Consider the following 24900-nt stretch of genomic DNA (forward strand, 5'->3'; position numbering starts at 1 on the left):
TAGGTTTACAGTCAGACCGGACAGCAAAATAGAGGAAAAGTATGGTAATTTTGGCTCAAAATTGCTTTTTGACGCAAAATTCCTTATATTTGTCTGCATAATACTCAAAATTACCATATAATACCATCTCCTTATCTTACCATGAACCGTCTTGTCCTCATCTTAGTTTTCCTGCTGATATGTACGTTTTCGGACATTACCGCCGGCCAGCCTTACTGTCTGACGAGGACTTATGACGAAAGAGACGGACTTCCTCACCATATAGTGAACAAAATACTTCAGGATAGAAACGGGATGATATGGGTGGCTACATGGAACGGTCTTATCCGCTGGGATGGCTATGAATTCAGTACGATTACTCCCTCACCTGAGAGCGGCCTCCGCAAATATTCTCTAAGCTTTAATGATATAAAGGCAGATGCAAATGGAAAAATATGGTGTTTCCTTGATGAGTGTGTAGTACTGTTTGATGTCGATACATATCAGTTTTACGATCTACAAGCTGATATTGAAAAGCGACTGGACACGACTGTCAAAGTTAAACGGATAGCCTACAGTGATGAGGATGATATTGTAATTGTCCTTACTGACGGCCGATGCTTGTATTTTGATATCGGACAGATGAAAGATATGGATAATCCCGTCGAGGCGATGGAAGAGAGGGTAGATGAAAGCAGGATATCGTTCAAGCGGACTTCGGAGCGTCAGTTGGGTGATGTCCATCCATTCAAGAAGGCGGAGCTTACGTTTTCGCGTAAGGATGATTCCGGCAATGTATGGGTGATAACGCGGGATGGACGTGTACTGAATGCACCATCAGAGCATCATCCACTGTCATTGATGGCGACATTTGATGTACCTGATGCTTCATTGAGATATTGTTGTGATGATAATCAGGGTAATCTATGGCTTCGTAGCCGCTATGGACTGCATAAAGTGACACTGGGGAATACATCATATTCAACCGTCAGAAGTCCGCGGCCATCACGACTGTGGGCATTGATGATTGACAACGACGGAAAGATATGGCTGTCATGGAGTGATGCGAACTATCTGTGCGTCATGGATAGCATCGAGGCTTCTATGCGTTATCTTACGCCTGATGGTCACTTGTCCTCAACACCTGTTGAATTCGGTTCACAAGTCTATGGGATTACTCAGGTTTCTGATTCAATGATATGGCTTGCGTCAAAGAATAATGGTCTTTTCCGGCTGACCCGGCGCAGTGATTCGAACGATAGTTTTTCGGTCGATAAATATTTCAACGAGTCGGGGTATTCGATGAAATTTTATGATATTGCAGTTGATGGGTTTGGCCGTCTGTGGATTTCATCAATGAAAAAGGGCATTTATGTAGTTGAAAATCCAGCGGCATCCGCACCGGAATTTAAATCGCTCGTTGAACTTGGGGGCTATCCGGATAAAGCGTCCCGCGTGAGAAATATCTCGATCATAGGCGACACTTTGGCTGTGGCTGCTACTACCGGTGGACTTCTTTGTTTTAATGTTCCCGATAGTATCGGTGAAGGTCGGATACGTTACACTGTGCATACGAGCGACCCCGATCGTCCCAGCTCACTTGGAAATATAATAACTATGGGTGTTGAGGTGGGTAATGACGGTTCGTTGTATGTGGCCACCGCAAGTGACGGCATTAATCGTCTTGTCTCTCCATTGAGTCCGGATTTGTCGGAGAATTGGAATTTTGAAAGTTGCCGGAAGCATTACAGACGTATCCCGGAGGTCACATTAGCCCTGACCAAATTACCGGACGGTCGGATAATGATTGTTGGAAATAAAGAAATCTGCCTGATGGATCCGGAGAAAAAAGAGGAAGTGACCGTTTTCGGACAAGGGTATTGGCATGATAACATTGACTTTAAGGAGGTAAAACCACTTATGCTTCCCGACGGAAGGTGGATCATGGGTATGAAGAACGGAGCTATAGTTGACCGGTTGGATGAAAATTATGATAGAAGTGTTGGCTTCCCGATAGAGTTCACCGGGATTTCAGTTGAAGGGGAAGAAATGAGGACTATAGGTCACGACTGTACGGACATCACGCTTTTAAGCGATGAGAGAGCATTGACTGTGACTTTTGCTGCACTTTGTTTCTCTGACCCCAAAAGTATCCGTTACGCATACCGTATGGCTGATGATGAAGACTGGAAGAATATAGGTACGACACGTTCCCTGACGTTTACACATCTTGACCCCGGAGAATACCATATTGCCGTCCGGTCAACTGACACCCTCGGTCGATGGCTTGACAATGAAAAAGTGCTTATTGTAAAGGTGATGCCTACATTCTGGGAAACCGGGCTGGCAAAGATCCTATATGTCATAGTAGCTCTCGGAATTATAGCCGCAATATTGGCGACCATAAGATACATGAGAAAAATCAGGCGTCAGCAAAGAGAGACCCTTGAGGCCTACCTCAAACTCTTAGAATCTCCTAAATCTAATAGGGAGGAAGAGACTGATGATTCTGAGTCAGTGGTTTCGAGTGTCGAGACGCGTTTTTCGCCTGATGATCGGAGCGTCATATCATCTGTGGTGGAATTTATTGAAAATAATTTCTCCAATTCATCAATATCGGTTGATGACATGGCTGCTGCAGCGTCAATAAGTCGGAGTAGCCTTACTCGAAAGATGAAATCTCTGATGGGTGTCACACCTGCTGATTTTCTTAAAACTACCCGATTGAAACGTGCTGCTGTTTTGCTTCAAAACAGCAATTTGCCGATAAAGAACATAGCTGTTGATTGCGGATTCGCTGATATAAACTATTTCGGAAAATGTTTTAAGGCTGTCTATGGTGTAACTCCGGGTAAATATCGTTCGGATAGAAATACATAGCTTTGCGTCTAATTCCTGCATCCATAAAGATAGGATAGAATTAGATTTGGCTATTACTATTAGGTGATTCGGATATCAGTAATTACGATTATTGTACTAATGTTCGCATAAGTTTTTTTCCACAAAATTACAACACCGATCTTCCCTAAAGATGCGATAATGAAAACTCCTATTGAAAAAGATTGACCACCATACGCCAAACTTCTCCTCCGTAAATATCATCCCCCCATAAATCATGTAGGGCCGCATTTCAATGCGGCCCTACATGGCATCTGTTCAGCACGCTGATGCTGATTTCATAAAGACAGTAGATAGGTATGGTAACAAGTATCAGTGTGAATATATCCGGAGGAGTTATGATGGCAGCTATGATCATGATAAGCACGAACGCATATCCACGGTATTGCTTCAGTAACGGAGCATCAATGAAGCCCATTTTGACTAATATGAATGCGAATACGGGGAGTTGAAATACTACTCCCATCAGGAATGTAAGTGTCGTAAATGTGGATATGTATGAATCAAGCGTTATGGTACTGATGATATCCTTATTGACCTGATATGTTGCAAGAAAGCGGAATGATATTGGAAATAGCACGAAATAGCTCATCAACAATCCGGAGATGAAAAGCACGTAAATAATCCCGGCTACAAAATAGGAATATTTCTTTTCACTCTCATATAGAGCCGGAGAGATAAATTTGAAAAGCTCAAACAGAATGTATGGAGAGGCGAAAAGAATGCCTAATAAGCACGAAACCGTTATGTGGGTCATGAATTGAGATGATAATTCCGTGCTTATAAGCGGAATGTTGTATTCCTCAAATCTGAATCCCAGTCCAAGTTGTTGGAATAGATTCTCAATTAAACGGAATGTATAGAAATCAGACTGGTGGGGTGCAAGCAGTACGTCGAAGGTCTCACCTTTAAAGCAGAAAATGATGCAGGCGAATATGATGGTGGCAAGAATTATCCGGAAGAGCATCCTGCGCAGCATGTCAAGATGCCCTTCGAATGTCAGAAGTCCTGATGTGTCGTCCAGATCAGCCATTATTAGTTTTCATGTCTATCGTTTACGTGTGTATCAGTCTGCTTGCTTTCGCTTGCAGCATTGGCACGACGTTGGATTTCCTCCTCGACGCGGCGGTTTATTTCTTCCTCGGACGGCTCATTCATTCCATCTTTAAAACTTTTTATTCCTTTGCCCATTCCGTTCATGAATTCAGGCAATTTTTTCCCTCCGAAAATCAGGAGGATCACGGCGCAGATCAGAATGATTTCCGTTGCGCCAATCATGCAGATTATCATTCGTTGGTGACCAAATAAATTTTACATTCATTGAAATCTATTTCCCAGTTTCCGTCCTCGGAACTTTCCCATTGGTATTTGGAAGCCATTCTGTTCCACCAGTTTTGGAATTTTGAGGTAGTCTCGCCGAGATCCTTGACAAGACGTTCGTAAAGATCCGTATTGTTGGCTGTAAGAATATGTGCGAGTTCGTTGAGACCGTTGCGTCTCTCGAATAGTGATTGGATTTCATCGCGTTCATCCTCGGTGACGCGACCTACTTCTTTTTTCATTGATTGTGAATGTCGGGTGTTAGTATTGTTGTAAAAGTTTGTCTAACGGATCAAGATAGTCGATTTCAGGAATCTCCTTATCAGGAAGAAATTCACCTATCTTGCGGATTTTCGAGAGGAGTTGACGTGAAGCCTCGCGTTCAATGTGTGATATCACGCATTGTTCATGACTCGGTGTGTTGATGTCAAATGTCATCTTCCGGTTGAGCCATACGCAGCGTTTGCATTGCCATGCATCACATATTCGGCATATTGGAGCATGGTCAAGCCGGTAAAGTTGTGAATTTTTTATGTCGAGACCGTTTTCAAGATCACCGATAGAGTAGCCATTCTTACCATCGAAATAGAATGCCGGACAAATGTAAAATTTACCATCAGGGGCAAGTGTAACGGATTCGGAGCCGGCATTGCAATTATTCATTCCGTCAAGCATCATTCTGTCCGTAAGGATGTTCAGCTGTACGGGATGATCTTTGGCGTACTCGTCACAGATTGTTGCAGATATGGCTTTCAGGAAATCGGAGTAGTTAGCTTGCTTGTCCGGAGTAAGTGATTCCACATCCTTGATGACGATATTTATTCGTGAGACTTTTGACAATAGATTGCTTAAAGCCAATTTTGACATAAGGAGATCAGCCAGTGTTGTTCTTATTACATAGGTCTGATCATATATCGGTTCAATGCAATTTAATGCGTCCCAATCATTGATAACCATTATATCCGCATCATTGGATAACTCCATGTCCTCACAACCGGATGACACAATGGAGATATGATCAATTTCTGAAATCAGATCCTTGTACTCTTCAGGAAGAGGATCGTCAGGACAGACAAACTGAACCATGAGGTTCTCTTTCATTGACCATACAATGGCTTTTTTGAGTAGATCAAGAGCCATGAGTTTCCTCTCCGTGGTGTTGTTATTGTAGTGACAGAATGACGTGGCAGTATCGTCAAGATGTATAATGAGATATTTTAACATGACTTTAGCAGATGTCCGGATTGGATGGCTTTTTGTTTTTCTCAAATTCTTCGCGCAAGCCTTCCTTTTCCAGTTTATTGAATAACTTGTTCCAGTAGTAGTTATTGGCTCTCACTCTTGCCTTGTGCATCTTGCAGATGGCAGTGGCGCGCTGATAGACTGTAGGGGTTGATGCTGCATCATAGTTCTCACCCTGACACCATGCACAACCGCTGGCAACTTCGCAGTTTATACATTCTTCAGATGATTGTGTGCAGCGATCCAATGCCAAGAACGGTCGGATTTTGTTTTGGTCTATTCCGTCTTTGACATTCCCGATGATCCATGCATCTTTCTCCCTGAGTGAATATTGGGCAAAGCGCGTGCAAGGATAAAAATTTCCGGCAGCATCCACTGCAAGCATTTTCCCTGCTCCGCACCAATTCTGATTTTCGTAGCGAGAATCCATTGGTTTACCTATGTCTTCAGAAAAGAATGAACAATTATAGTCTTTATACCACCCGTCGTTGATAATTACATCTGCTAATTCAGTCAACTGGTTTTCGAATATTACGTCATCACCTTCTTTCCACACGTTCTCAAACACCACATTTATATTTACTTCATGTATGCCAAGAGAGTAGAGGTGTATGACACTCTCTTTGATGTAAGGGATGTCGGCAGAACTGATCGTGACTTTTGTCCCGGCGAACGGGAACTGTTCGAGCCATAAGGGTATGTTGCGCACTACGTCATCATAGCTACCTCTTTCTTCCTGCGGATCTTTCCAAATACGGTTTAGATCATGTTTTGTCTTTGTCCCGTCAATGGTTATGCCGACAGAAAGATGATTTTTATTTTTTGCTATGAAACGTTGCACTTTCTCACTGTCGTAGTTAATACCGTTAGTCGAAAAGCTAAAGCGATATGAATTGAACCAATGATGATTACGTCGGTAGAGTTCCACCTTTATGTAATCGCATATCCGGTCAATAAGGTCGATTTCAAGAAACGGTTCGCCACCGATGAAGTCCCATATTACGGATTGATCCTTATTGCCGGTTCCACTGTCGAGAATATAGTCTATGGCTTTTTTGGCAACATCCCAACTCATTCGTTCTTTCTCGTTTTTTCCGACGAGATAGCAATATTTACAGGCAAGTTGGCAATCCTTTGTCACTATGAATGTAATGGTCTTGGCATTGCCATCTTGCCATGATTTAGATTCTGCCATATAGATTAGCCATGCTCTACGTGGGACATGTAATTGGTATTCCTGCAACTTCCGTTGCAGTTCTGACTGCAAGTCCCCTTACAGCCACTCCAACAGTAACCTTTACAATCGTTACAGCCTGAATTATAGCCGTTTGAAGATGCTCTACAACTAATCGAACAATCTGATTTACAACTACGCTCACAACCAGTGTTACATCCACCATAACACCTTGTAGAGCAACCACTTGTGCACCTACCAGAACAGCTGTTAGAACAATAGCTATTGCACGATGAACTCCCCATGCTTGAAGCCTTTGCTATCAATGGCGTATTTGCAAGGACTATTGTCCCAAGGATTGGAAGAGCTGCCTTAGCCGCTTTCTTGAAGAACTGTCTGCGTGATTGAAGTTCTTCATTTTTGTTTGATTTCATGACATTACATCATGCCCTACAGGCTCTCCGAATTGGGCTTATTGGTTAAAAAAACGAAAGCGTGAAAGCCTGTATCCGTTGCTCTATCCACCTGTAGAGGCTCTCGCATTGCCCATTGGAGTAGAAAGAGCAACGCCGAAGCCTCACGCTGTATGATAGATATATACAACTAACTCATCGTTGAGTTGTCAACAATGTATCATACGCCGAAAGACATCTACCGTTGCTACATTCCTGACTCCAAATGAAGAATTTGCGAGATTCCTACAGGTCAAGAATTTAGCGTGAGATAAACGCTTTTAGTTATGTCTTTTCCCACCCTCATTTCCCGCTATCGGGCTTCGGTGAGAGATATGTAGTGACAAATATAGGGACTATATTTTGAATGTGCAAATCATTTTGATCTTAATTTCGATCCAATCGTTATGATTATTTGCAAAAATGTAGGGCCGCGTTTCAATGCGGCCCTACAGGGTTTATACGTTATATAATACGTTATATACGATATAAGATTTATTTCTTGAATGCGTCGCGGAGGGTCTGGAATGCGGTTGCTATTCCGTCCTTGTCCTTACCGCCGGCCTGTGCGAAACCGGGCTGACCGCCGCCGCCACCCTTGATGGCCTTGGCTGCTTCGCGCACGAGAGTTGATGCGTTGAATCCTTCCTTGACAAGATCATCCGTAAATGCGACCGTAAGGAGGGGCTTCCCTGCCATATCGACTGTCGCAGCGATGAAGGCTGTCTTTTCAGGTGACTGCTGACGGATGCCGAACGCTATGCCCTTGACAACATCGGGAACACGCACACCGGTGAGAGTTGCGAGTTTGATGTCTCCGACGGTTTCTGCTTTCTCAATGATCTCGCGGGTAAGATTGCGGACACGCTCTTGGAAGAATTCCTCGGCCTGCTTGCGGAGTTCGGCATTCTCCTCAATGGATTTGCGGAGTGCCTGAAGCACATCCGGAGTATTGTGGAGGAGTTCGGCTACACTGCGCATATCATCTGTGAGCTGATCGACCATATCCTCGGCTACTCCTGCAGTAACGGCTTCGATACGGCGGATACCGGCAGCGATACTTGACTCGGACACGATGCGGATTGTACCGATGTTACCAGTGTTGGGCACGTGAGTACCACCGCAGAGTTCAACAGAGTCACCGTATTTGATTACACGCACTTCCTCACCGTATTTCTCGCCGAAGAGTGCCATTGCACCCATTTCCATAGCATCAGCAATGGGTACATGACGGTGTTCGTCAAGCGGAATTGCCTTGCGGACATTGGCGTTGGCTATGTGTTCAACCTTGCGGAGTTCTTCGGGTGTGACCTTCTGGAAGTGTGAGAAGTCGAAGCGGAGCATTGTGGGTGAAACGTATGAGCCTTTCTGCTCAACGTGTGTGCCGAGCACTTCGCGGAGAGCTGCGTGGAGAAGGTGGGTCGCTGTGTGGTTACACTCTGTAGCACGGCGGTTAGCCTCGTTGATCTCGGCAATGAATTCAGCATTCACGTCGGCCGGGAGTTTCTTGCTGAGATGTACGGCCTGACCGTTCTCGCGCTTGGTGTCATAGATCTCGATCTTGTCATCACCGTTGATGAGCCAGCCGCTGTCGCCGACCTGACCGCCCATTTCGGCATAGAAAGGAGTGGTGGAGAGGACAATCTGATAGAAGTCTTTGTTTTTCTGCTTGACCTGACGGTAACGGAGGATATGGGTCGGACACGAGGTAGTGTCGTAGCCTACGAATTCGGTCTCACCTTCGCTGACGGTTACCCAGTCGGTAGCCTCGACAGCTGCGGCATTGCGGGCACGGGTTTTCTGGGCCTCCATTTCGACATCGAATTCCTTCTTGTCGAGAGTCATGCCGTTTTCTTTAAGGATAAGTTCGGTAAGGTCGAGGGGGAAACCGTAAGTGTCATAAAGCACGAATGCCTCCTTGCCTGAAATTTCATTCTTACCCTGCTTCTTGGCATTTTTGATGGCCTCGTCGAGTATGGCGATACCCTTGTCAAGTGTGCGGAGGAATGAATCTTCCTCTTCCTTGATCACCTTCATGATGAGTTCGCGCTGAGCTGCGATTTCGGGATAAGCCTCGCCCATCGAGTCAATGAGGGTGTTGACGAGCTTATACATGAACGCCTGTCTCTGATCAAGGAACGTATAGGCGTAGCGCACGGCACGACGGAGGATACGACGGATCACATAACCGGCCTTGGCATTACCGGGAAGCTGGCTGTCGGCTATGGAGAAAGAGATGGTGCGGACATGGTCGGCGATCACGCGCATGGCTACATCGACTTTCTGATCTTTTCCGTACTCCTTGCCTGAAAGCTCTGCTATGCGACTGATCAGCGGGGTGAACACATCGGTATCATAGTTTGATTTCTTTCCTTGGAGAGCCATGCAGAGACGTTCGAAGCCCATGCCGGTGTCGATCACCTTTGCGGGCAGGGGTTCGAGTGAGCCGTCGGCCTTACGGTTGAACTGCATGAACACGAGATTCCAGATCTCGATCACGAGGGGATTGTCCTTATTGACGAGGGTTGCACCGTCGATCTTCTCACGCTCTTCGTCGCTGCGGAGATCGATGTGGATTTCCGAACAGGGACCGCAAGGACCAGTATCGCCCATTTCCCAGAAGTTGTCGTGCTTGTTGCCGTTGATTATATGTGATGCGGGGAGATGCTTTTCCCAGTATGATGCCGCTTCGTCGTCACGTGTGAGGCCTTCATCAGGCGCGCCTTCAAACACGGTAGCGTAAAGACGGTTGGGGTCGAGTTTAAGCACGTCCACGAGATATTCCCATGCCCAGTCGATGGCCTCCTGCTTAAAGTAGTCGCCGAATGACCAGTTGCCGAGCATCTCGAACATGGTGTGGTGATAGGTGTCCATACCTACTTCCTCAAGGTCGTTGTGCTTTCCCGACACACGCAGACACTTCTGCGAGTCGGCCACGCGCTGATACTTGGCAGCCTTGTTGCCTAAGATGATGTCCTTGAACTGGTTCATACCCGCGTTGGTAAACATCAGGGTGGGGTCATCCTTGATCACCATCGGGGCTGAGGGAACGATATGGTGTCCCTTTGAGCGGAAAAACTCTTTGAAAGATTCGCGTATTTCCTTTGCGGTAAGCATAGTTTTATATAGTACTGTTAAATGTTTGGCTTATTGGTATGTCAAATAATTTGCAAAGATAGGTATTTTTGCCGAATAACTTGCCGATCAGCATGGAAAACATCAATGTACAAATGTATTGCGTCGGGCAATAAAATAATAAGGAGGGCATTTGATGCGTTATATCAAAAGCCCTCCTTATTATTTTCGGAGACATTTGTCTGAAGTTTTCAGCCGTCAATCCTCAAGATAGTAGATGATGGTGGAGACGACGCGTACCTTCTTGATAAATGGTGTAGAGGAGTCGCTGTCCTCGATTGAGAACTGGCCTTGTGATGCGGTCTTGATCTTTCCTACACGGCTGTCGCTGTCGGCGGCGAACTGATCGGCGGCGGCACGTGCGTTTTTGGTTGCTTCGGCTATCATTTCGGGTTTGATGGCGTTAAGACCGGTGAACTGATAGTTGATATATGAATTGGAGAAGGCTATTCCCTCCTTGAGCAGTTCGGACTGGCGGTTGAGCAGTTCGCGTACCTTCTGCACTTTCTTGGTGGTGACAGTCACGGTGCAGTTGATTGAATAATTATAGGCAAAAGAGTCCGAACGGTAGCGGTTAGACGTAGCGTCGTACGTGTCCGGTGGATTAACGGAGATTTCATCCTCACTAATTCCGTTAGATGTGAGGAATTTGACAATGACAGCATTATTTGAGCTGACGTTGTTATAGAGAATCTGGAGATCGTTTCCTGCAAGGGAATAGGTGATGGGCCAAGTGACAAGATCGGCGGGTACTTCGCGTTCGGCGAGACCGCGCACTGTGACTTCCCTGTCTCGGAAAGCGATGTTGTCAATACCGGCTTTAAGTACGAAGCCGAGGATGACCATGCCGACTGCTATAAGTCCGGCGGAGATGACGGATGATTTCATATTCTTATGGTTTTAATTATATGAGTAGAATACAAATTTAGACATATTTGTTGAATCAAGCTATGGATGAAATGAGAATTTTTGGCTGAAAATTCATAAATTTGTAGTCCCAAATCAAAAAAACGAGTTATCTCTGAAAAATTTATATAACTAACACTCACATGGAAAAGAAGATAGTTGAGACGCCCCTGATGAGGCAGTATATGGCAATGAAGGAGAAGCATCCCGATGCAATTCTTCTCTTCCGTGTAGGTGACTTTTACGAGACTTTTTCAGAGGATGCGATAGCCGCATCGGAGATTCTGGGCATTACGTTGACGCGCCGCGCCAACGGATCGGCACAGTATGTCGAGCTTGCCGGATTCCCACACCATGCGCTCGATACCTATCTCCCGAAACTTGTCAGGGCCGGTAAGCGTGTGGCCATCTGCGAGCAGCTTGAAGACCCGAAGACCACGAAGAAACTTGTCAAACGTGGCATTACGGAGCTTGTCACTCCGGGAGTCTCGATCAACGATACGCTGCTCAACAACCGTGAGAATAACTTTCTTGCAGCACTCAATTTTACGAAGCAAAATGTCGGAGTGGCTTTCCTTGACATATCGACGGGTGAATTTCTTGCCGCCGAAGGATCGGTGGATTATATCGAAAAACTTCTGGCGAATTTCGCACCGAAGGAGGTGCTTGTGGAACGGGGAAAGAAGAAGCTGATAGAAGAAAGTTTTGCCGAGCATTACCTTGCCTTCGAGCTTGATGACTGGGTGTTCACTGACGATGCAGCTATGGATCGTCTGCTCAAGCAATTCGAGACAAATTCACTGAAAGGCTTCGGCATCAACGCCATGCCGGCTGCCGTGGTTGCCGCCGGTACTATCCTTCACTATCTCGACATCACTCAGCATACACAGATTTCACACATAACATCGATTGCACGTGTGGAGGAGGAGAAGGCTGTGAGGCTTGACCGCTTTACTGTGCGCAATCTCGAACTCGTCAACTCCATGAGTGAGGACGGTAAGAGCCTGCTTGATGTCATAGACCGCACGGTAAGCCCGATGGGTGCGCGTTTGCTCCGCAGATGGGTGCTTTTCCCGCTGAAGGATGCAAGGGAGATCAACCGTCGCCTCGACATAGTGGAATATTTCTTCCGCGAGCCTGATGACCGCGATGCGCTGAAGGATGCCCTTGCACAGATCGGTGATCTCGAACGCCTGATAGCCAAAGTGTCGGCCGGACGCGTGAACCCCCGTGAACTTGTGCAGCTACGTCATGCATTAGCCATGATCGAACCGATCAAGCGTATATGTCTCGAATCAGGTCAGCCTGCACTTGTGACCATAGGCGAGCAGTTGAATCCATGCACCGGAATTGCCGAGAGGATCGGACGTGAGATCTTGCCCGATCCGCCTACTGCACTCAACCGTGGACCTGTGATAAGCGAAGGGGTCGATGCGGAACTTGACGAACTCCGCGAGATCGCCTATAAAGGAAAAGATTACCTGTTGCAACTGCAGCAGCGCGAAAGTGCCCTGACAGGCATCCCGTCACTGAAAGTTGCATATAATAATGTGTTCGGCTATTATATAGAAGTGACGAATACCCATCGTGACAAAGTGCCTCCGGAATGGATACGCAAACAGACTCTTGTCAATGCCGAACGATACATCACACAGGAGCTTAAAGAATATGAGGAAAAGATACTCGGTGCGCAGGACAAGATTGCGATCATCGAGCAGCGCATTTATTCAGCACTCGTCCATGACCTCTGTGCGTATATCCCTGCAATTCTCCTCGATGCTCAGATGATAGCGCGGCTGGATGTGTTCAACTCGTTCACGCGTATAGCTCTCGATAACCGTTACAATCGTCCGGTGGTGGATGATTCGCTCGAACTTTCAATAGTGGAAGGCCGTCATCCGGTAATCGAAAAGGAACTTCCACCGGGTGAGCCATACATCACGAACACTGTAAACCTGTCCAACGGCGGGACACAGATAATGATGATCACCGGTCCGAACATGTCGGGTAAGTCGGCATTGCTCCGTCAGACAGCTCTCAATGTGCTGCTTGCGCAGATCGGTTCGTTCGTGGCTGCTGAAAGCGCACGGATAGGTGTGGTGGATAAGATATTCACACGTGTTGGTGCGAGTGACAATATCTCGCTCGGTGAATCCACGTTCATGGTCGAAATGAATGAGGCGGCGTCGATACTCAACAATATGAGTGAGCGTTCTCTCATTCTTTTTGACGAACTTGGCCGAGGAACCTCCACTTACGACGGTATTTCGATAGCGTGGGCCATTGTCGAGCATATCCATGAGCATGGCAAGGCTCATCCGAAGACTCTTTTCGCTACTCATTACCATGAGCTTAACGAAATGGAGAAAAGTTTCGGAAGGGTTGTAAATTTCAACGTGTCCGTGCGGGAGATTGATGGTAAGGTGGTGTTCCTGCGCAAGCTTGCACGCGGTGGTAGTGAGCATAGTTTCGGCATACATGTAGCAAAGCTTGCCGGTATGCCGCAGTCGATAGTGAAGCGTGCCGATGAGGTGCTTGCACATCTTGAAAAGGTGAATCGTGAGAGTGACGAGCAGGTGGCCAAGAATCTTTCAGGTGTGGCAGATGTTTCCGAAGGTGTACAGCTTTCGTTCTTCCAGCTCGACGATCCGGTTCTCGCACAGCTCCGCGACGAGATTCTTGATATTGACATCAATAATCTCACACCGATGGCTGCTTTGAATAAGCTTCACGATATCAAGACCATCCTTACAGGAAAGTAATGTCCGGAAGCTTTCGGGATATATAATTAATATATGATTTGTAGGGACTAATTAATAATGATTTGTAGGGACGCGGCGTGCCGCGTATGCCGAATTGAATAGTTATAGCCTATTTTTTCAGGCTAATGTATTTTATTCGGCATACGCGGCACGCCGCGTCCCTACAAGTTATTCGTAGTTGCTATATGATCGAGTGTATCTGCTTATTCGTAACGGATGGCTTCGATGGGATCGAGGTTGGAGGCTTTCATGGCGGGTACCCAGCCGAAGAAGATGCCTGTAAATGTGCAGACCGCGAAGCTAAGTATGATTGATGTGGCAAGGATTGATGTTGGCCAGCCTGCGAGGATCGTTACAAGCCATGTCGCGCCACAGCCTACAACCACACCGATCAATCCGCCGGTGACGGATATGATGATGGCTTCGATGAGAAATTGCAGCAGTATGTCGATACCACGGGCACCGATGCTCATGCGCAGACCGATCTCGCGCGTACGTTCCGTCACGGAGACATACATCATATTCATGATGCCGATACCACCTACGAGCAGTGAGATGAATGCGATACAGGTCAGGAGGACGGTCATCATGTCGGAAGTCGAGTTCATCATCTCGCTCAATTCCTGCTGCGAACGGATATCGAAATTATTCTCATCGTCCGCTCCAAGGCGATGATTGGTGCGCAGGAGTTCTGTGATTTCCTCTGTGGCGTCAGGAGTCATCTCCTCCGAGAGGGCCGATGCTACTATCTGTCCGAGATAATCGACGGCAAGAATACGCTTCATGACAGTAGTGTAAGGAGCGATCACCACGTCGTCCTGATCCATACCCATAGAGTTAGTACCTTTACTTTTAAGGACACCGACAATGGTGAAGGGGATCTTGCCGAATCGTACCACCTTACCGATCGGATTCTCTCCGTTGGGGAAGAGGTTATCGACGACGGTTTTACCTACCACGCAGACCTTGGCGGCGGACTTGATGTCGGCCTCGGTAAACATTTCGCCATCCTCCACGGAGAGTTTGCGGATGTCGAGGTATTCAGGTGTGACACCATAGATGCTTGAAGGCCAGTTGTTGTTGCCATAGATCATCTGCGCGGAACTTGTGACGACCGGACTAACGGCCGAGAGATAGGCTGTGCCATCACGCAGAGTTTCATAATCGGCAATCTTGAGTGTCTGCATGTCATCGGCACTCTGGCGGACGCCGCCACGCTGCATATTGCCGGGATGGATCATGATCATGTTTGATCCCATCTCGGAGATCTGAGCCTTGATGCTCTCTTTAGAGCCCTGACCGATGGCAAGCATACAGATGACGGCTGCGATACCGATGATGATACCGAGCATGGTCAGGATGGCCCTCAGCTTGTTGCGGTTGAGCGCACGCAAGGCAATTTTGAGTAGATTGAAAAAATTCATGGTTTCAGTCGTCGTTTTCGGGGAGAGAATCAAGCATTTCCTGTGCGGACGCAGGTGCTTCGTTGTATGTATCGGAAATAATTTTACCGTCGCGGAGCACGATGTTGCGCGAGGAGTAAGCCGCGAGTTCCGGATTGTGGGTCACGAAGATGATGGTACGACCACGTGCATAAAGCTGCTGGAAGAGTACGAGCACGCTGAACGAGGTGCGTGTGTCGAGGTTACCGGTAGCTTCATCGGCAAGAATAATGACGGGATCATTGACAAGTGCGCGTGCGATTGCTACGCGCTGCTGCTGACCACCGCTCATCTGATTGCTCTTGTGATTGAGACGTTCGCCGAGACCTACGGCAATGAGGGCATTGATGGCGCGTTCACGGCGTTCCTTGGCAGTGACGGTGGAGTTATATAGCAAGGGCAGTTCGACATTCTCTATGGCCGATGTCTTTGGCAGGAGATTGTAGTTCTGGAACACGAAACCGATCTTGCGGTTACGCAGACGGGCACGGTCATTCTTGCTCATTTCGCGGACGCTCACACCGTCGAGTATATAATCGCCGGATGTTGGGGTGTCAAGACAGCCAAGAGTGTTGAGGAGGGTGGATTTACCTGAGCCTGATGTACCCATGATGGTCACGAATTCCCCTTCGCGGATGGTGAACGAGACTCCACGCAGCGCGTGGACAGTCTCGCCACCGACCTTGAAGTCGCGGCGGAGATCGCGGACTTTGATGATTTCACGCTTTTCCATACGCTTACTTTTTATTACCGCCGGGACGCTTGGGCTGGAATGGGCTCTGGCCTCCTTGCGGGGCATTGTCATCATCCGTTGACTCCACGGAATATTCGACAGCAACCTTTGTGCCGGGTTCAAGACCTGAAATCACACGATAATTCACTCCGTCGGATGCTCCGACCGTGATAAACACTGGTGTGAGCGTGTTGTCCTTGACCAGCCAGACGCGTTTCTTGTCAGGATCGGAAGGATCATTGTAAGGCTGCGTATCGGCATCTGCCGGGAGAGCGGGAAGGTTTTTAGCATCAGGATAGCTGTGGGGGATGAAACGGGTAGCCTTGGCGGGTACAAGAGTCACGTCCGATTCATTAAGCATGTAGATGGTGAGATTGGCCGTGAGACCGGGGATGAGTTTATGATCCTCATTGTTGGCTGATACAAGCACCTCGTAGGTCACGACATTACTTTCAGTGGTCGGGCTGATACGTTTTTGGGTCACTGTTCCGTGAAACACTTCATCGGGATAAGCATCGACTGTAAATGTTACCTGCTGTCCCTCCTTGACGCGGCCTATGTCAGCTTCATCGACATTTGCCACCACGCGCATGTGGTCAAGGTCAGCGATGGTGAAGAGATTGGCTACCGTCATACTTGATACGACCGTCTGACCGACCTCTACATCGCGCGAGATGACTATACCGTCGATCGGTGAATAGATTTCGGCATAAGTGAGGTTCTTGGCAGCCCTTACGCGGTCAGCTACTGATTTCTCATAGCTGGTCTTTGCCACTTCATAGTCGCGGCGGGTGGTATCGAACTCATAGTCGGAGATGAGTTTTTTGTCATGGAGCGATTTGTCACGTTCGTAATTGGTCTTTGCGTAGTCGTAGCTTGCCTTTGCGCTTTTGACGTTGGCTTCGGCGGATGTGAGTTCGCTCTGAAGGAGCACCTTGTCAATTTCGGCTATGAGCTGACCCTTCTTGACCTCGGAGTTGAAATCGACGAGTATGTTGTCGATTATACCTGTTACCTGTGTGCCGACATCTACCGATGTTACTGATTCGAGAGTACCGGTTGCGGTGACGGTCTCGCTGATAGAGCCTTTTGTGACATCCTCGGTCACGAGACGGATGGACTGCTTCTTGCCGCATGATGTGAGTGCAAGCAGCACCAAGGTTGCCGGAAGAAGGATGGATTTGAGTGAGATATGCATTGGGGTGGATTATTTTGTGTTCAATTTATTGATATATTATGTCAGTGGAGCAGCGTTCATAGCGTTATATCTCCCGTGCGGAGAAATTCCACCATCTTGCGGGCGAGAACCGACATGTACTTGGCCTGAAGAAGCTCGCGTTGAGCTTCGACAACAGCCGAATGGCTCTGCAGAAGTTCGGTAGGCTCAACGTAGCCTACCTTAAATTTTTCGTTGGCGAGTTCATCGCTCAGCTTGGCTGATTTCAGACTCTGGAGACCAGCTGTGTAGCGCATACGCGATGATTCCATGTCAATATACCATGATTCGAGTGTCTGCGCCACTTCAATCCGGCGTGCCTCGGTGTCGAGCTGACTTGAGAGTTTGTTGACCTTGGCCTGTGCCACGGCAGTCTTGGTTGTCTTACGGTCAAATATGGGCACGGAGACTGAGAGGCCGATATTCTCATTGAAGCCTTGTTTCATCTGTGTACCCCAACCACCGGTGGAGTTAGAGTAGTAACCGGTGCCTACTCCTGCGCCGAGGCTCAATTGCGGATAGCCGGATGATCGGGCTGCCTTGATATCCTCGTCGGCCATCTCGGTCGAGAGTTCGTTGTAGCGAAGTAGGGCGTCAGTCGAAAGCGCGAGCTGATAGCTTTCGTCGATCGGCGGGAGAGAGGCGGTGACTTCAGCTTCGGTGAAGTCGCATGGACGGACATCAATGTCGGTGTCGATGCCGAGTTCAAGAAGCTTCTTGAGTTGCAGCCGTGCGGAATTGAGCTGGGCTGTGGTGGAAACAACGTTGTAGCTGTCCTGTTCGGCCTGTGTTTCGAGCTGCTGATAGTCAACGAGTGAGATTTTACCTGATTCCATCATCTGACGTGCACGATCGGCCTGAGCACGGCTGACTTCGGCCAGTTCGGAGTTGACCGCTATGGTTTCCTTGCAGTAGAGTATGTTGATGTAGGTGGAAAGAAGCTCTGTGCGGATGTTGCGCATGACATTGTCGGATGCATAGCGTGAACGTTCGACATCTGTCTGACTGCGGCGGATGTCGCTCTCACGGCGTCCGCCGTCCCAGAGAGTCCATGACGCATTGAGATTGTAAGAACTCGTGTAGGCATTGCTGTTCCCTTTTGCCCACGGTGCATTGGAGTAGCCCTGATTAGTACCGAAATCGAGAGAGGGTTGCCACTGGCCGCGTGCCTTTTCGAGAGAAATAGCTGCTGTCTCTTCAGAGAGTTGTGACTGGCGGAGTGAAATGTTGTTGGCACGGGCATATTCGACGCAGTCTGAATAACTCCATTGTGATGGAGTCTCGTCGGCATAAGCCACGATCCCGGACAAGGATAAAGTCAAAACAATAGATTTTAGTCCTGAATAATAAGACATAATGGATTGAGGTTGATTGTATTTGAATGGAGTACCATTGGCATTTGGCTACTCCGGATTAGTTCAAAAGAATATGAAGCCCGAACAGGGAGCTTACGCAGGAAAATCCATTTATAAAACCGGACAAAAAGTAGGATAGTTTATGAAAATCCGTAAACAGCAGTTATTTACGGATAAAAGGAAAGGAATCTTCGATAAAACGGCAAGATCGCTATGGCCGTATGTAACTGAGAAAGGAAAAGGAGAGAGGATGAATGAGTAAGTGGGTGAGGGAGAGATAGATAATCAGATGAAAAACTTATTTATTATTTAGATCTCAATTGCTATTTAATCACGCAATAATTATCTCGGACCTCGGCCACCACCGAAACCTCCACGACCGGGGCCGCCGGGGCCACCGGGACCACGCTGCATGAAGTCGCCATTGCCTTGAGGTTCATTGCCCTTACCGAAGGAGTTGAAACGGTAGCTAAGTGTCACCATGAAGTAGCGGTTGAGTGAATTGTACTCTACGTCATCGATATAGTTGGCGGTAACGTTACGGCGGATATTGTTGCGTTGGTTGAGGAGGTCATAGACCTTGATGGCAAGTGTGAGAGCCTTGCTGCGGAGGAACTGCTGCGAGAGTGTGGCATTCCACATCCATGTACGTGTATCGTAGCCCGATGCATAACCGGATGTCGCAGAGTAGTTGATATCAGTCTGCAATGTCAGACCCCAAGGCGTATAGTACGTTCCGTCAAAACGTCCGCCATAGCTGTGGACGGTCTGGTTCGCATTTTTCTGCACACTGTTGTGAGTGGTCTGGAGACCATAGAAGGGACGTAGTTCGATTTCAAAATTATCGGGACGATAGGTGATTGCAGGACTCTCGCGGAGATTGAATGAGAGAGAGTTGTTGCGAGTTCCGTTGTTGAAACCGACATTGTGGTTGATATTTCCGAAAATATGGTTGGAGACGCTCCAGAGTTTGTTACGCAGAGGCATGGAGAACATGTTCATGAGTCGTGCGTTCCATACGCCGTTGACATTGACATATTCGGTCAGCTTTGAGCCATAATTGTCGGAAGTAATCTTGGATATGATGGAATTCTGAGTTACCTGACCGTCGAGCATGAGCATGATCGAACGCTGGGAATCCATATTGAAGTCCTGAAAGCGAAGGTTGAAGTTGTGGCTGAACGAGGGATCAAGGTTGGGATTACCCTGAATCTTGTTCGTGGGATTTGAGATATCAAGCACAGGCTGCAACTGACTCATGGACGGTTGTGATGACTGACCGCGGTAGTTGGCCTGAAGTGACGTGCGCTTCGAGAACTTGTAGCGGTAGCGGAGGAATGGAGAGTAGTTAGTGACCCAACGGCTTATATTCTTGTCGGAATTGTCAAGATAGATGGATTTTGACATCTGGGGTACAAGAGCAAAGCCGACTTCAAAGTTCATTTTTGCACTCGTCTTCTGATAGCCGAGGCGAATGTTCTGATTGAAGTAGTTGTTGCGGTAACGGTTGGAGTATTCAGGATCAGGTTCTTCGCCGACGGGAGGAAGAATGTCGAGTTCATAATCGTCAGGTATATTATATACGAGTTTGTCGGCATTGTTCCAGCGGTAGTTGGCCCGATAACCGAAAGTAATGAAGTTGCCGTTTGCCACGTTGCCGATCGGTTCTTTCCATGTGAAGTTACCCATTACCTGATTGCTCCAAGTGTGGTTGTCGATATATTGGTTGAGGAGTTCGGCTTCATCTTCGGTGTTGTCGGGATCTTCCTCCATGATATAGCGGATGAAGTCGTTGATCGATGTCTCCTTTTCGATCACGTTAGAGAAGTTGTACCGCCCGGTGATCGAGAATGAACGGCCACGATGCTGCTTGAAGTTGTGAGAATATATGAGACGGCCACCAGCCTCGTAGGAATTACCACGGCTGAAGCTTGTCGCAGTATTGTCACTGACCTTATCCATATCATTGTTGTAATATGAGGTCAGCTCGTGATCATTAGATTTGTTGTGATTGAAGGAGAAATTGGGACGGAATTCAAGGGTGTTGAACGAGTCCGGTTTCCAGAGCACGCGGAAGTCGCCACGGAAGTTGTTGCCGCGGTCGCGGGTAGCTTTACGGATTTTTGAGTAGGTAGAGTTATTCTCGAAAAGGTATTGACGGTCCTGACGTGTGGTAGAGTTTGCATCTGTGTTGCTCCACATGATGTCACCGCCAACGCGGATGATTTCCTCCTTGCCGACGTTGAAGTTTAGACCGAGTGCGCGCGATTCGGTGATGCCTCGGTTACCTCCGAAGCGACGGAAACGGTTACCGTTGCTGTCGGTAAAGCCAAGTTGATTGGTGTTGTTGAAATTGCCGAGAAGAGTCAGCTGATTGCCGTCCCAGAAGCGGTTGACATTGAACGCCCCCATGTAACGGTCATCCGTACCATAGCCGCCCTCGGCTGTGCCGAACCATCCCTGATTCATGCCTTTCTTGAATGTAAGGTTGATGACGGTCTCGTCTTCTCCGTCATCCACACCTGTCAGACGGGCCATGTCGCTCTTGCGATCGACGACCTGAAGTTTATCGACCATATTGGCGGGAAGGTTCTTGGACGCTACCTGCGGGTCATCGCTGAAGAATTCCTTACCGTCGATGAGAATTTTGGAGACTGTCTTACCGTTGGCTGTGATAGCACCGTCAGTGCCGACTTCGACTCCGGGGAGACGTTTGAGAAGGTCCTCGACCACGGCATTAGGCTGAGTGTGGTAGGAGTCGGCATTGTACTCCACTGTATCCTCCATCACCTTGATCGGAGTCTTTACGGCGACGACGCTTACCTCGCCGAGAAGATGGGATGCTTCCTTGATGCGGAGTTCGCCAAGACGGAGGTTGGAGTTTCCTACGGTGACCGGTTTGTCAAGATCAGCGTAACCGATATAACTTACAGTAAGTATATATTTACCGGGTTTGATGCCTGAAAGAGTGAATTTGCCATCAATGTCGGTCGTGACACCTGCAACGAAGGCACTGTCCTTGGCGGCGAGAAGCTTGACAGCGGCTTCCATCATTGGTTCGCCAGAATCGATATCCTTTATGATACCGGTGACGTTGGCGGCACTCAGGGCCGCTGAACATAGTGTAAAAAGCAGAAATGTGAGTAGGGTGAGAGAACGGGTGAAACGTGTCATGTCGTTTTTAATCAATCTTAAGCTTTAGCGTGAGTGAATGTTTTAAAGATTACTCATTTGTGACTGTAAAAGTAGCCAAAAGTTTAATCTGTAAGGGCAGCTATTCTACTTATGGCAGGCTTTCGCCGATAAATCGGATATAATGGGTTTAATGTTAAAATATGTGTATCGGCGACATGCCCGGCACGGTGGATAAAATAAGCAGACGACCCGAATGTCGGATCGTCTGCCTGATATGGTTATTGATGGAAAAATTATTCCGAAACAACCTCGAAGGGGATTTCCACCTTAACGTCGCGGTGGAGGTTGATGGTTGCAGTGTAGTTGCCCACTTCCTTGACGGGATCAAGAGTGATGAGCTTGCGGTCGATGTTGTGACCGAGCTTTTCGAGGGCTTCTGCGATCTGGATTGCGTTGACTGAACCGAAGATAGTGCCGGTTGAAGAAGTCTTAGCACCGATTGTGAGCTTAACGTCCTTGAGAGCAGCTGCAGCAGCTTCTGCGTCAGCCTTGATGCGAGCGAGCTTGTGGGCGCGCTGACGCTGGTTTTCAGCGAGAACTTTAAGAGCTGATTCGGTGGCAATCACTGCTTTGCCGGTAGGGATAAGGTAGTTGCGGCCATATCCGTTCTTGACTTCGACTACATCGTCTTTGTAGCCAAGGTTGGCGATGTCTTCTTTGAGAATGATCTTCATAATTGCGGATAGCTTTTAAAGTTATTTCATCAAGTCGGTAACGTAGGGGAGGAGTGCGAGGTGACGGGCACGCTTAACGGCCTGAGCCACACGACGCTGGAACTTCAGAGAAGTACCGGTGATACGACGGGGAAGGATCTTGCCCTGTTCGTTGAGGAACTTTTTGAGGAATTCGGGATCCTTATAGTCGATGTATTTGATACCGCTTCTCTTGAAACGGCAATATTTTTTCTTCTTTACATCTACCGACAGGGGAGTGAGGTAGCGGATTTCAGATGCTTGTGCCATGATTTAGTTCTCCTTTACTTCTTCAGTTACTGTGGTTGTTGCTTTAGCGCGGTTGCTGCGACGCTTTTCTGCGTATTCGGCAGCATACTTGTCGAGACGGAACACGAGGAAGCGGAGTACGCGTTCGTCGCGGCGGAATGCAGTCTCAAGTTTCTTAACGATGGTCGGATCGCCATCAAACTCCACGAGTGAGTAGAAGCCGGTAGATTTCTTCTGAATGGGATAAGCGAGCTTGCGAAGGCCCCAGATCTCTTCGTTTACGATTGATGCACCGTTGTCGGTGAGCACCTTCTCGAATTTTTCTACCGCTTCCTTCATCTGCTGGTCAGACAAAACGGGAGTTAAAATGAAAACGGTTTCGTAGTGATTCATTTTACTTTGAATGATTATTTTGATTGGTGTTTGATTAGTCCCGGATTTTGGCCGGGCACACTTTTTCGGCTGCAAAGGTAGAAATTTTATTCGACCTGACAAAATTTTATCGTGATTATTTCAGATACCAAACATGGCATAGCACTGAAACTACAAATTTTTCATCTCTTGGATCGCTACAGTTTACGTGTGAGCATGAGGCGCGCACTGAGCGATGAGGACTTGACATGCGGATAGTCACGGTAGTGCGTGGAGCGCAGGAAATGATCCAGATATAGGGTGAGGTAGGTCTTTGGCATCAGACGTAGGTCCGTACGTACGGTAGTGACGCAAAATGACGCGACGCTTTTATCACCCATAGCGTTAAGGGTGCGGTAATCTACAGTGGAGAGGTCGGTGTTACGCGCATAGCCTTTCCATGTAAACAATCGGTAAAACTCATTGGAGACGGATATGTCCCATTTTCCCCGGTTGAAATTTACATTTGCGCCGGATTTCAGGGAGAAACCGTTGGCAAGGTTGTAGTTACGGTCATCCACCTGATAGTAGTCCGACAAAACCGCGCCGAGCAGCACGGCGTTGACATGAGCGTAGGCATCAATCACACACTTGCGTCGCTCGATGTCACGGAAAAATACGCCTGTACCCACGCTTGCCGGTACGCCGAGTTTATAGGGCACACCACCGCCCTTGATTGAATCCGAATCGTAAAAATCAAAGTGCTGGAACAAGCCTAAACTGAGATGGATGTCATTCTCTTCAAGAAATTCGCGTGCAAGCAAACGGCCCTTGATCTCAAGATGCTGCAGGAACGGCTGTCGCTGCATGACTTGCATGGAGGCCCGTACATTAAAATAGTCGTAAGGCTGGAAGCTTTTTATCTCAAAGCGGTCGCCATACTCGATATTAAGCTCCATCTCGCCACCGACATAAACCTTGTTTCCGTCATGACGGTAGTCCAGCACTCCGGCACCCGCGCCAAGTTCCACCGCAAGATTAGGCGTACCGAACATTTTTCCCGGTGTCGATCGGTGACGCCATGCGTTGCCGGTCAATATACGTGTGAGCCCACGCATCGGCGACACGATGAAAGTGGCCAATTCACGTCCGAATCGGTCCATGCCACACGTGCGGTCATCAATAAATGCATCTGATGCCCTAAAACAGATCTCGCCGATACACATACCGCCTATGGGTGTTGCGATAATGTCGTTTGTCGATGGGTATTCGCATTCCATGAAGAGTTCCCACATCGCGCTGCCGGCTATTGCGAACAGACCGGATTTCCAGTAATTGTAGCCATTTGAGCGGGCGATATTATAGTAAAGATTGCCGTTGTAGGGATGCAGAAACATGTTGGTGTTGAGTCTGTCATTGTCCCATTTGAATCCATGTTTGAAGTTTTGGCCCATGGTATGGAGGCTTATATATGACCAGTCGCCATGCTCGACATAGCGGTCATAAGCCCATAATCCTATATTGAAGCCGACTATTTCACCCGCGGATCGCCAGAAATGCTCACGGCCATAGTAAGCGATATCGGCTGAATCCGGTGCTATCGGACGAGTCGCATACAGACGCACGGGCATCTGGGCTGATGTCCGGCTCATAAAGGCTGAAGAAGCCATAACAATCATTAATAATACTGTCCTGAGCCTCATAGGATAAATAGTATGTGATGAAACGATGTTGTTTTTATGGATGTAATGACGAATGTTTGCCGATCAATTTATCCGTCATATTTTATCCACGGATGT

At 47.8% G+C, this 24900-nt stretch carries 19 protein-coding genes; 2 read left to right on the forward strand and 17 right to left on the reverse strand.

The window, feature by feature from the left end; translation table 11 throughout:
- Positions 1-141: 141 nt before the first annotated feature.
- Positions 142-2859, forward strand: a complete 2718-nt coding sequence (locus tag K2G41_RS02475; protein ID WP_300113938.1) for a helix-turn-helix domain-containing protein — start codon at positions 142-144, stop codon at positions 2857-2859.
- A 250-nt stretch (positions 2860-3109) separates the two neighbouring features.
- On the opposite strand, the gene tatC is transcribed toward K2G41_RS02475, so the two are convergent.
- The 8 genes from tatC to K2G41_RS02515 all read right to left on the reverse strand — a co-directional run bounded on the left by tatC (position 3110) and on the right by K2G41_RS02515 (position 11088).
- Complete coding sequence (tatC, locus tag K2G41_RS02480) at positions 3110-3910, reverse strand: twin-arginine translocase subunit TatC (protein ID WP_300113941.1); 801 nt, start codon at positions 3908-3910, stop codon at positions 3110-3112.
- 2 nt (positions 3911-3912) lie between these two features.
- Positions 3913-4167: a twin-arginine translocase TatA/TatE family subunit gene (locus K2G41_RS02485; RefSeq protein WP_300113944.1), complete on the reverse strand. Its 255-nt coding sequence runs from the start codon at positions 4165-4167 to the stop codon at positions 3913-3915.
- Entirely contained in the window at positions 4164-4439 is a 276-nt protein-coding gene (locus K2G41_RS02490; RefSeq protein ID WP_300113947.1) for a CXXX repeat peptide modification system protein, read from the reverse strand. Before K2G41_RS02490 ends, K2G41_RS02485 begins: the two co-directional genes overlap by 4 nt.
- 19 nt (positions 4440-4458) lie before the next feature.
- Positions 4459-5421: a CXXX repeat peptide maturase gene (locus tag K2G41_RS02495; protein WP_300113950.1), complete on the reverse strand. Its 963-nt coding sequence runs from the start codon at positions 5419-5421 to the stop codon at positions 4459-4461.
- A 4-nt stretch (positions 5422-5425) separates the two neighbouring features.
- Positions 5426-6634 (reverse strand): radical SAM peptide maturase, CXXX-repeat target family, encoded by a 1209-nt coding sequence (locus tag K2G41_RS02500; protein WP_300113953.1) that lies wholly within the window; start codon positions 6632-6634, stop codon positions 5426-5428.
- A gap of 5 nt (positions 6635-6639) precedes the next feature.
- Positions 6640-7047 carry a Cys-Xaa-Xaa-Xaa repeat radical SAM target protein gene (locus tag K2G41_RS02505; protein ID WP_300113955.1) on the reverse strand — a complete coding sequence of 136 codons (408 nt, stop codon included), beginning with the start codon at positions 7045-7047 and terminating at the stop codon, positions 6640-6642.
- Positions 7048-7560: 513 nt separating this feature from the next.
- Positions 7561-10182 (reverse strand): alanine--tRNA ligase, encoded by a 2622-nt coding sequence (gene alaS / locus K2G41_RS02510; RefSeq protein WP_300113958.1) that lies wholly within the window; start codon positions 10180-10182, stop codon positions 7561-7563.
- Positions 10183-10398: 216 nt separating this feature from the next.
- On the reverse strand, positions 10399-11088 hold the full coding sequence (locus tag K2G41_RS02515) for an SIMPL domain-containing protein (RefSeq protein WP_300113961.1): 690 nt from the start codon (positions 11086-11088) through the stop codon (positions 10399-10401).
- A gap of 161 nt (positions 11089-11249) precedes the next feature.
- Between K2G41_RS02515 and mutS the strand changes: the two genes are divergently transcribed.
- A complete protein-coding gene (gene mutS / locus K2G41_RS02520) occupies positions 11250-13868 on the forward strand; it encodes a DNA mismatch repair protein MutS (RefSeq protein ID WP_300113964.1) in 2619 nt (872 codons plus the stop codon).
- Positions 13869-14071: 203 nt separating this feature from the next.
- On the opposite strand, the gene K2G41_RS02525 is transcribed toward mutS, so the two are convergent.
- The 9 genes from K2G41_RS02525 to K2G41_RS02565 form a co-directional block, all read right to left on the reverse strand.
- Complete coding sequence (locus K2G41_RS02525; RefSeq protein WP_300113967.1) at positions 14072-15292, reverse strand: ABC transporter permease; 1221 nt, start codon at positions 15290-15292, stop codon at positions 14072-14074.
- Positions 15293-15296: 4 nt separating this feature from the next.
- Positions 15297-16043 (reverse strand): ABC transporter ATP-binding protein, encoded by a 747-nt coding sequence (locus K2G41_RS02530; RefSeq protein ID WP_300113970.1) that lies wholly within the window; start codon positions 16041-16043, stop codon positions 15297-15299.
- A 4-nt stretch (positions 16044-16047) separates the two neighbouring features.
- Positions 16048-17241 carry an efflux RND transporter periplasmic adaptor subunit gene (locus tag K2G41_RS02535; RefSeq protein ID WP_300113972.1) on the reverse strand — a complete coding sequence of 398 codons (1194 nt, stop codon included), beginning with the start codon at positions 17239-17241 and terminating at the stop codon, positions 16048-16050.
- 56 nt (positions 17242-17297) lie between these two features.
- Complete coding sequence (locus K2G41_RS02540; RefSeq protein WP_300113975.1) at positions 17298-18581, reverse strand: TolC family protein; 1284 nt, start codon at positions 18579-18581, stop codon at positions 17298-17300.
- Positions 18582-18956: 375 nt separating this feature from the next.
- Entirely contained in the window at positions 18957-21788 is a 2832-nt protein-coding gene (locus tag K2G41_RS02545; protein ID WP_300113978.1) for a TonB-dependent receptor, read from the reverse strand.
- A gap of 254 nt (positions 21789-22042) precedes the next feature.
- Complete coding sequence (gene rplI / locus K2G41_RS02550) at positions 22043-22483, reverse strand: 50S ribosomal protein L9 (protein WP_300113981.1); 441 nt, start codon at positions 22481-22483, stop codon at positions 22043-22045.
- 21 nt (positions 22484-22504) lie between these two features.
- Positions 22505-22774, reverse strand: a complete 270-nt coding sequence (rpsR, locus tag K2G41_RS02555; protein ID WP_172480316.1) for a 30S ribosomal protein S18 — start codon at positions 22772-22774, stop codon at positions 22505-22507.
- Positions 22775-23143: a 30S ribosomal protein S6 gene (gene rpsF / locus K2G41_RS02560; protein ID WP_300113984.1), complete on the reverse strand. Its 369-nt coding sequence runs from the start codon at positions 23141-23143 to the stop codon at positions 22775-22777.
- 176 nt (positions 23144-23319) lie between these two features.
- Positions 23320-24753 (reverse strand): DUF3943 domain-containing protein, encoded by a 1434-nt coding sequence (locus tag K2G41_RS02565; protein WP_300113987.1) that lies wholly within the window; start codon positions 24751-24753, stop codon positions 23320-23322.
- Between the last annotated feature and the right edge of the window lie 147 nt (positions 24754-24900).

Source organism: Duncaniella sp. (assembly GCF_029056165.1).
GTDB lineage: Bacteria > Bacteroidota > Bacteroidia > Bacteroidales > Muribaculaceae > Duncaniella.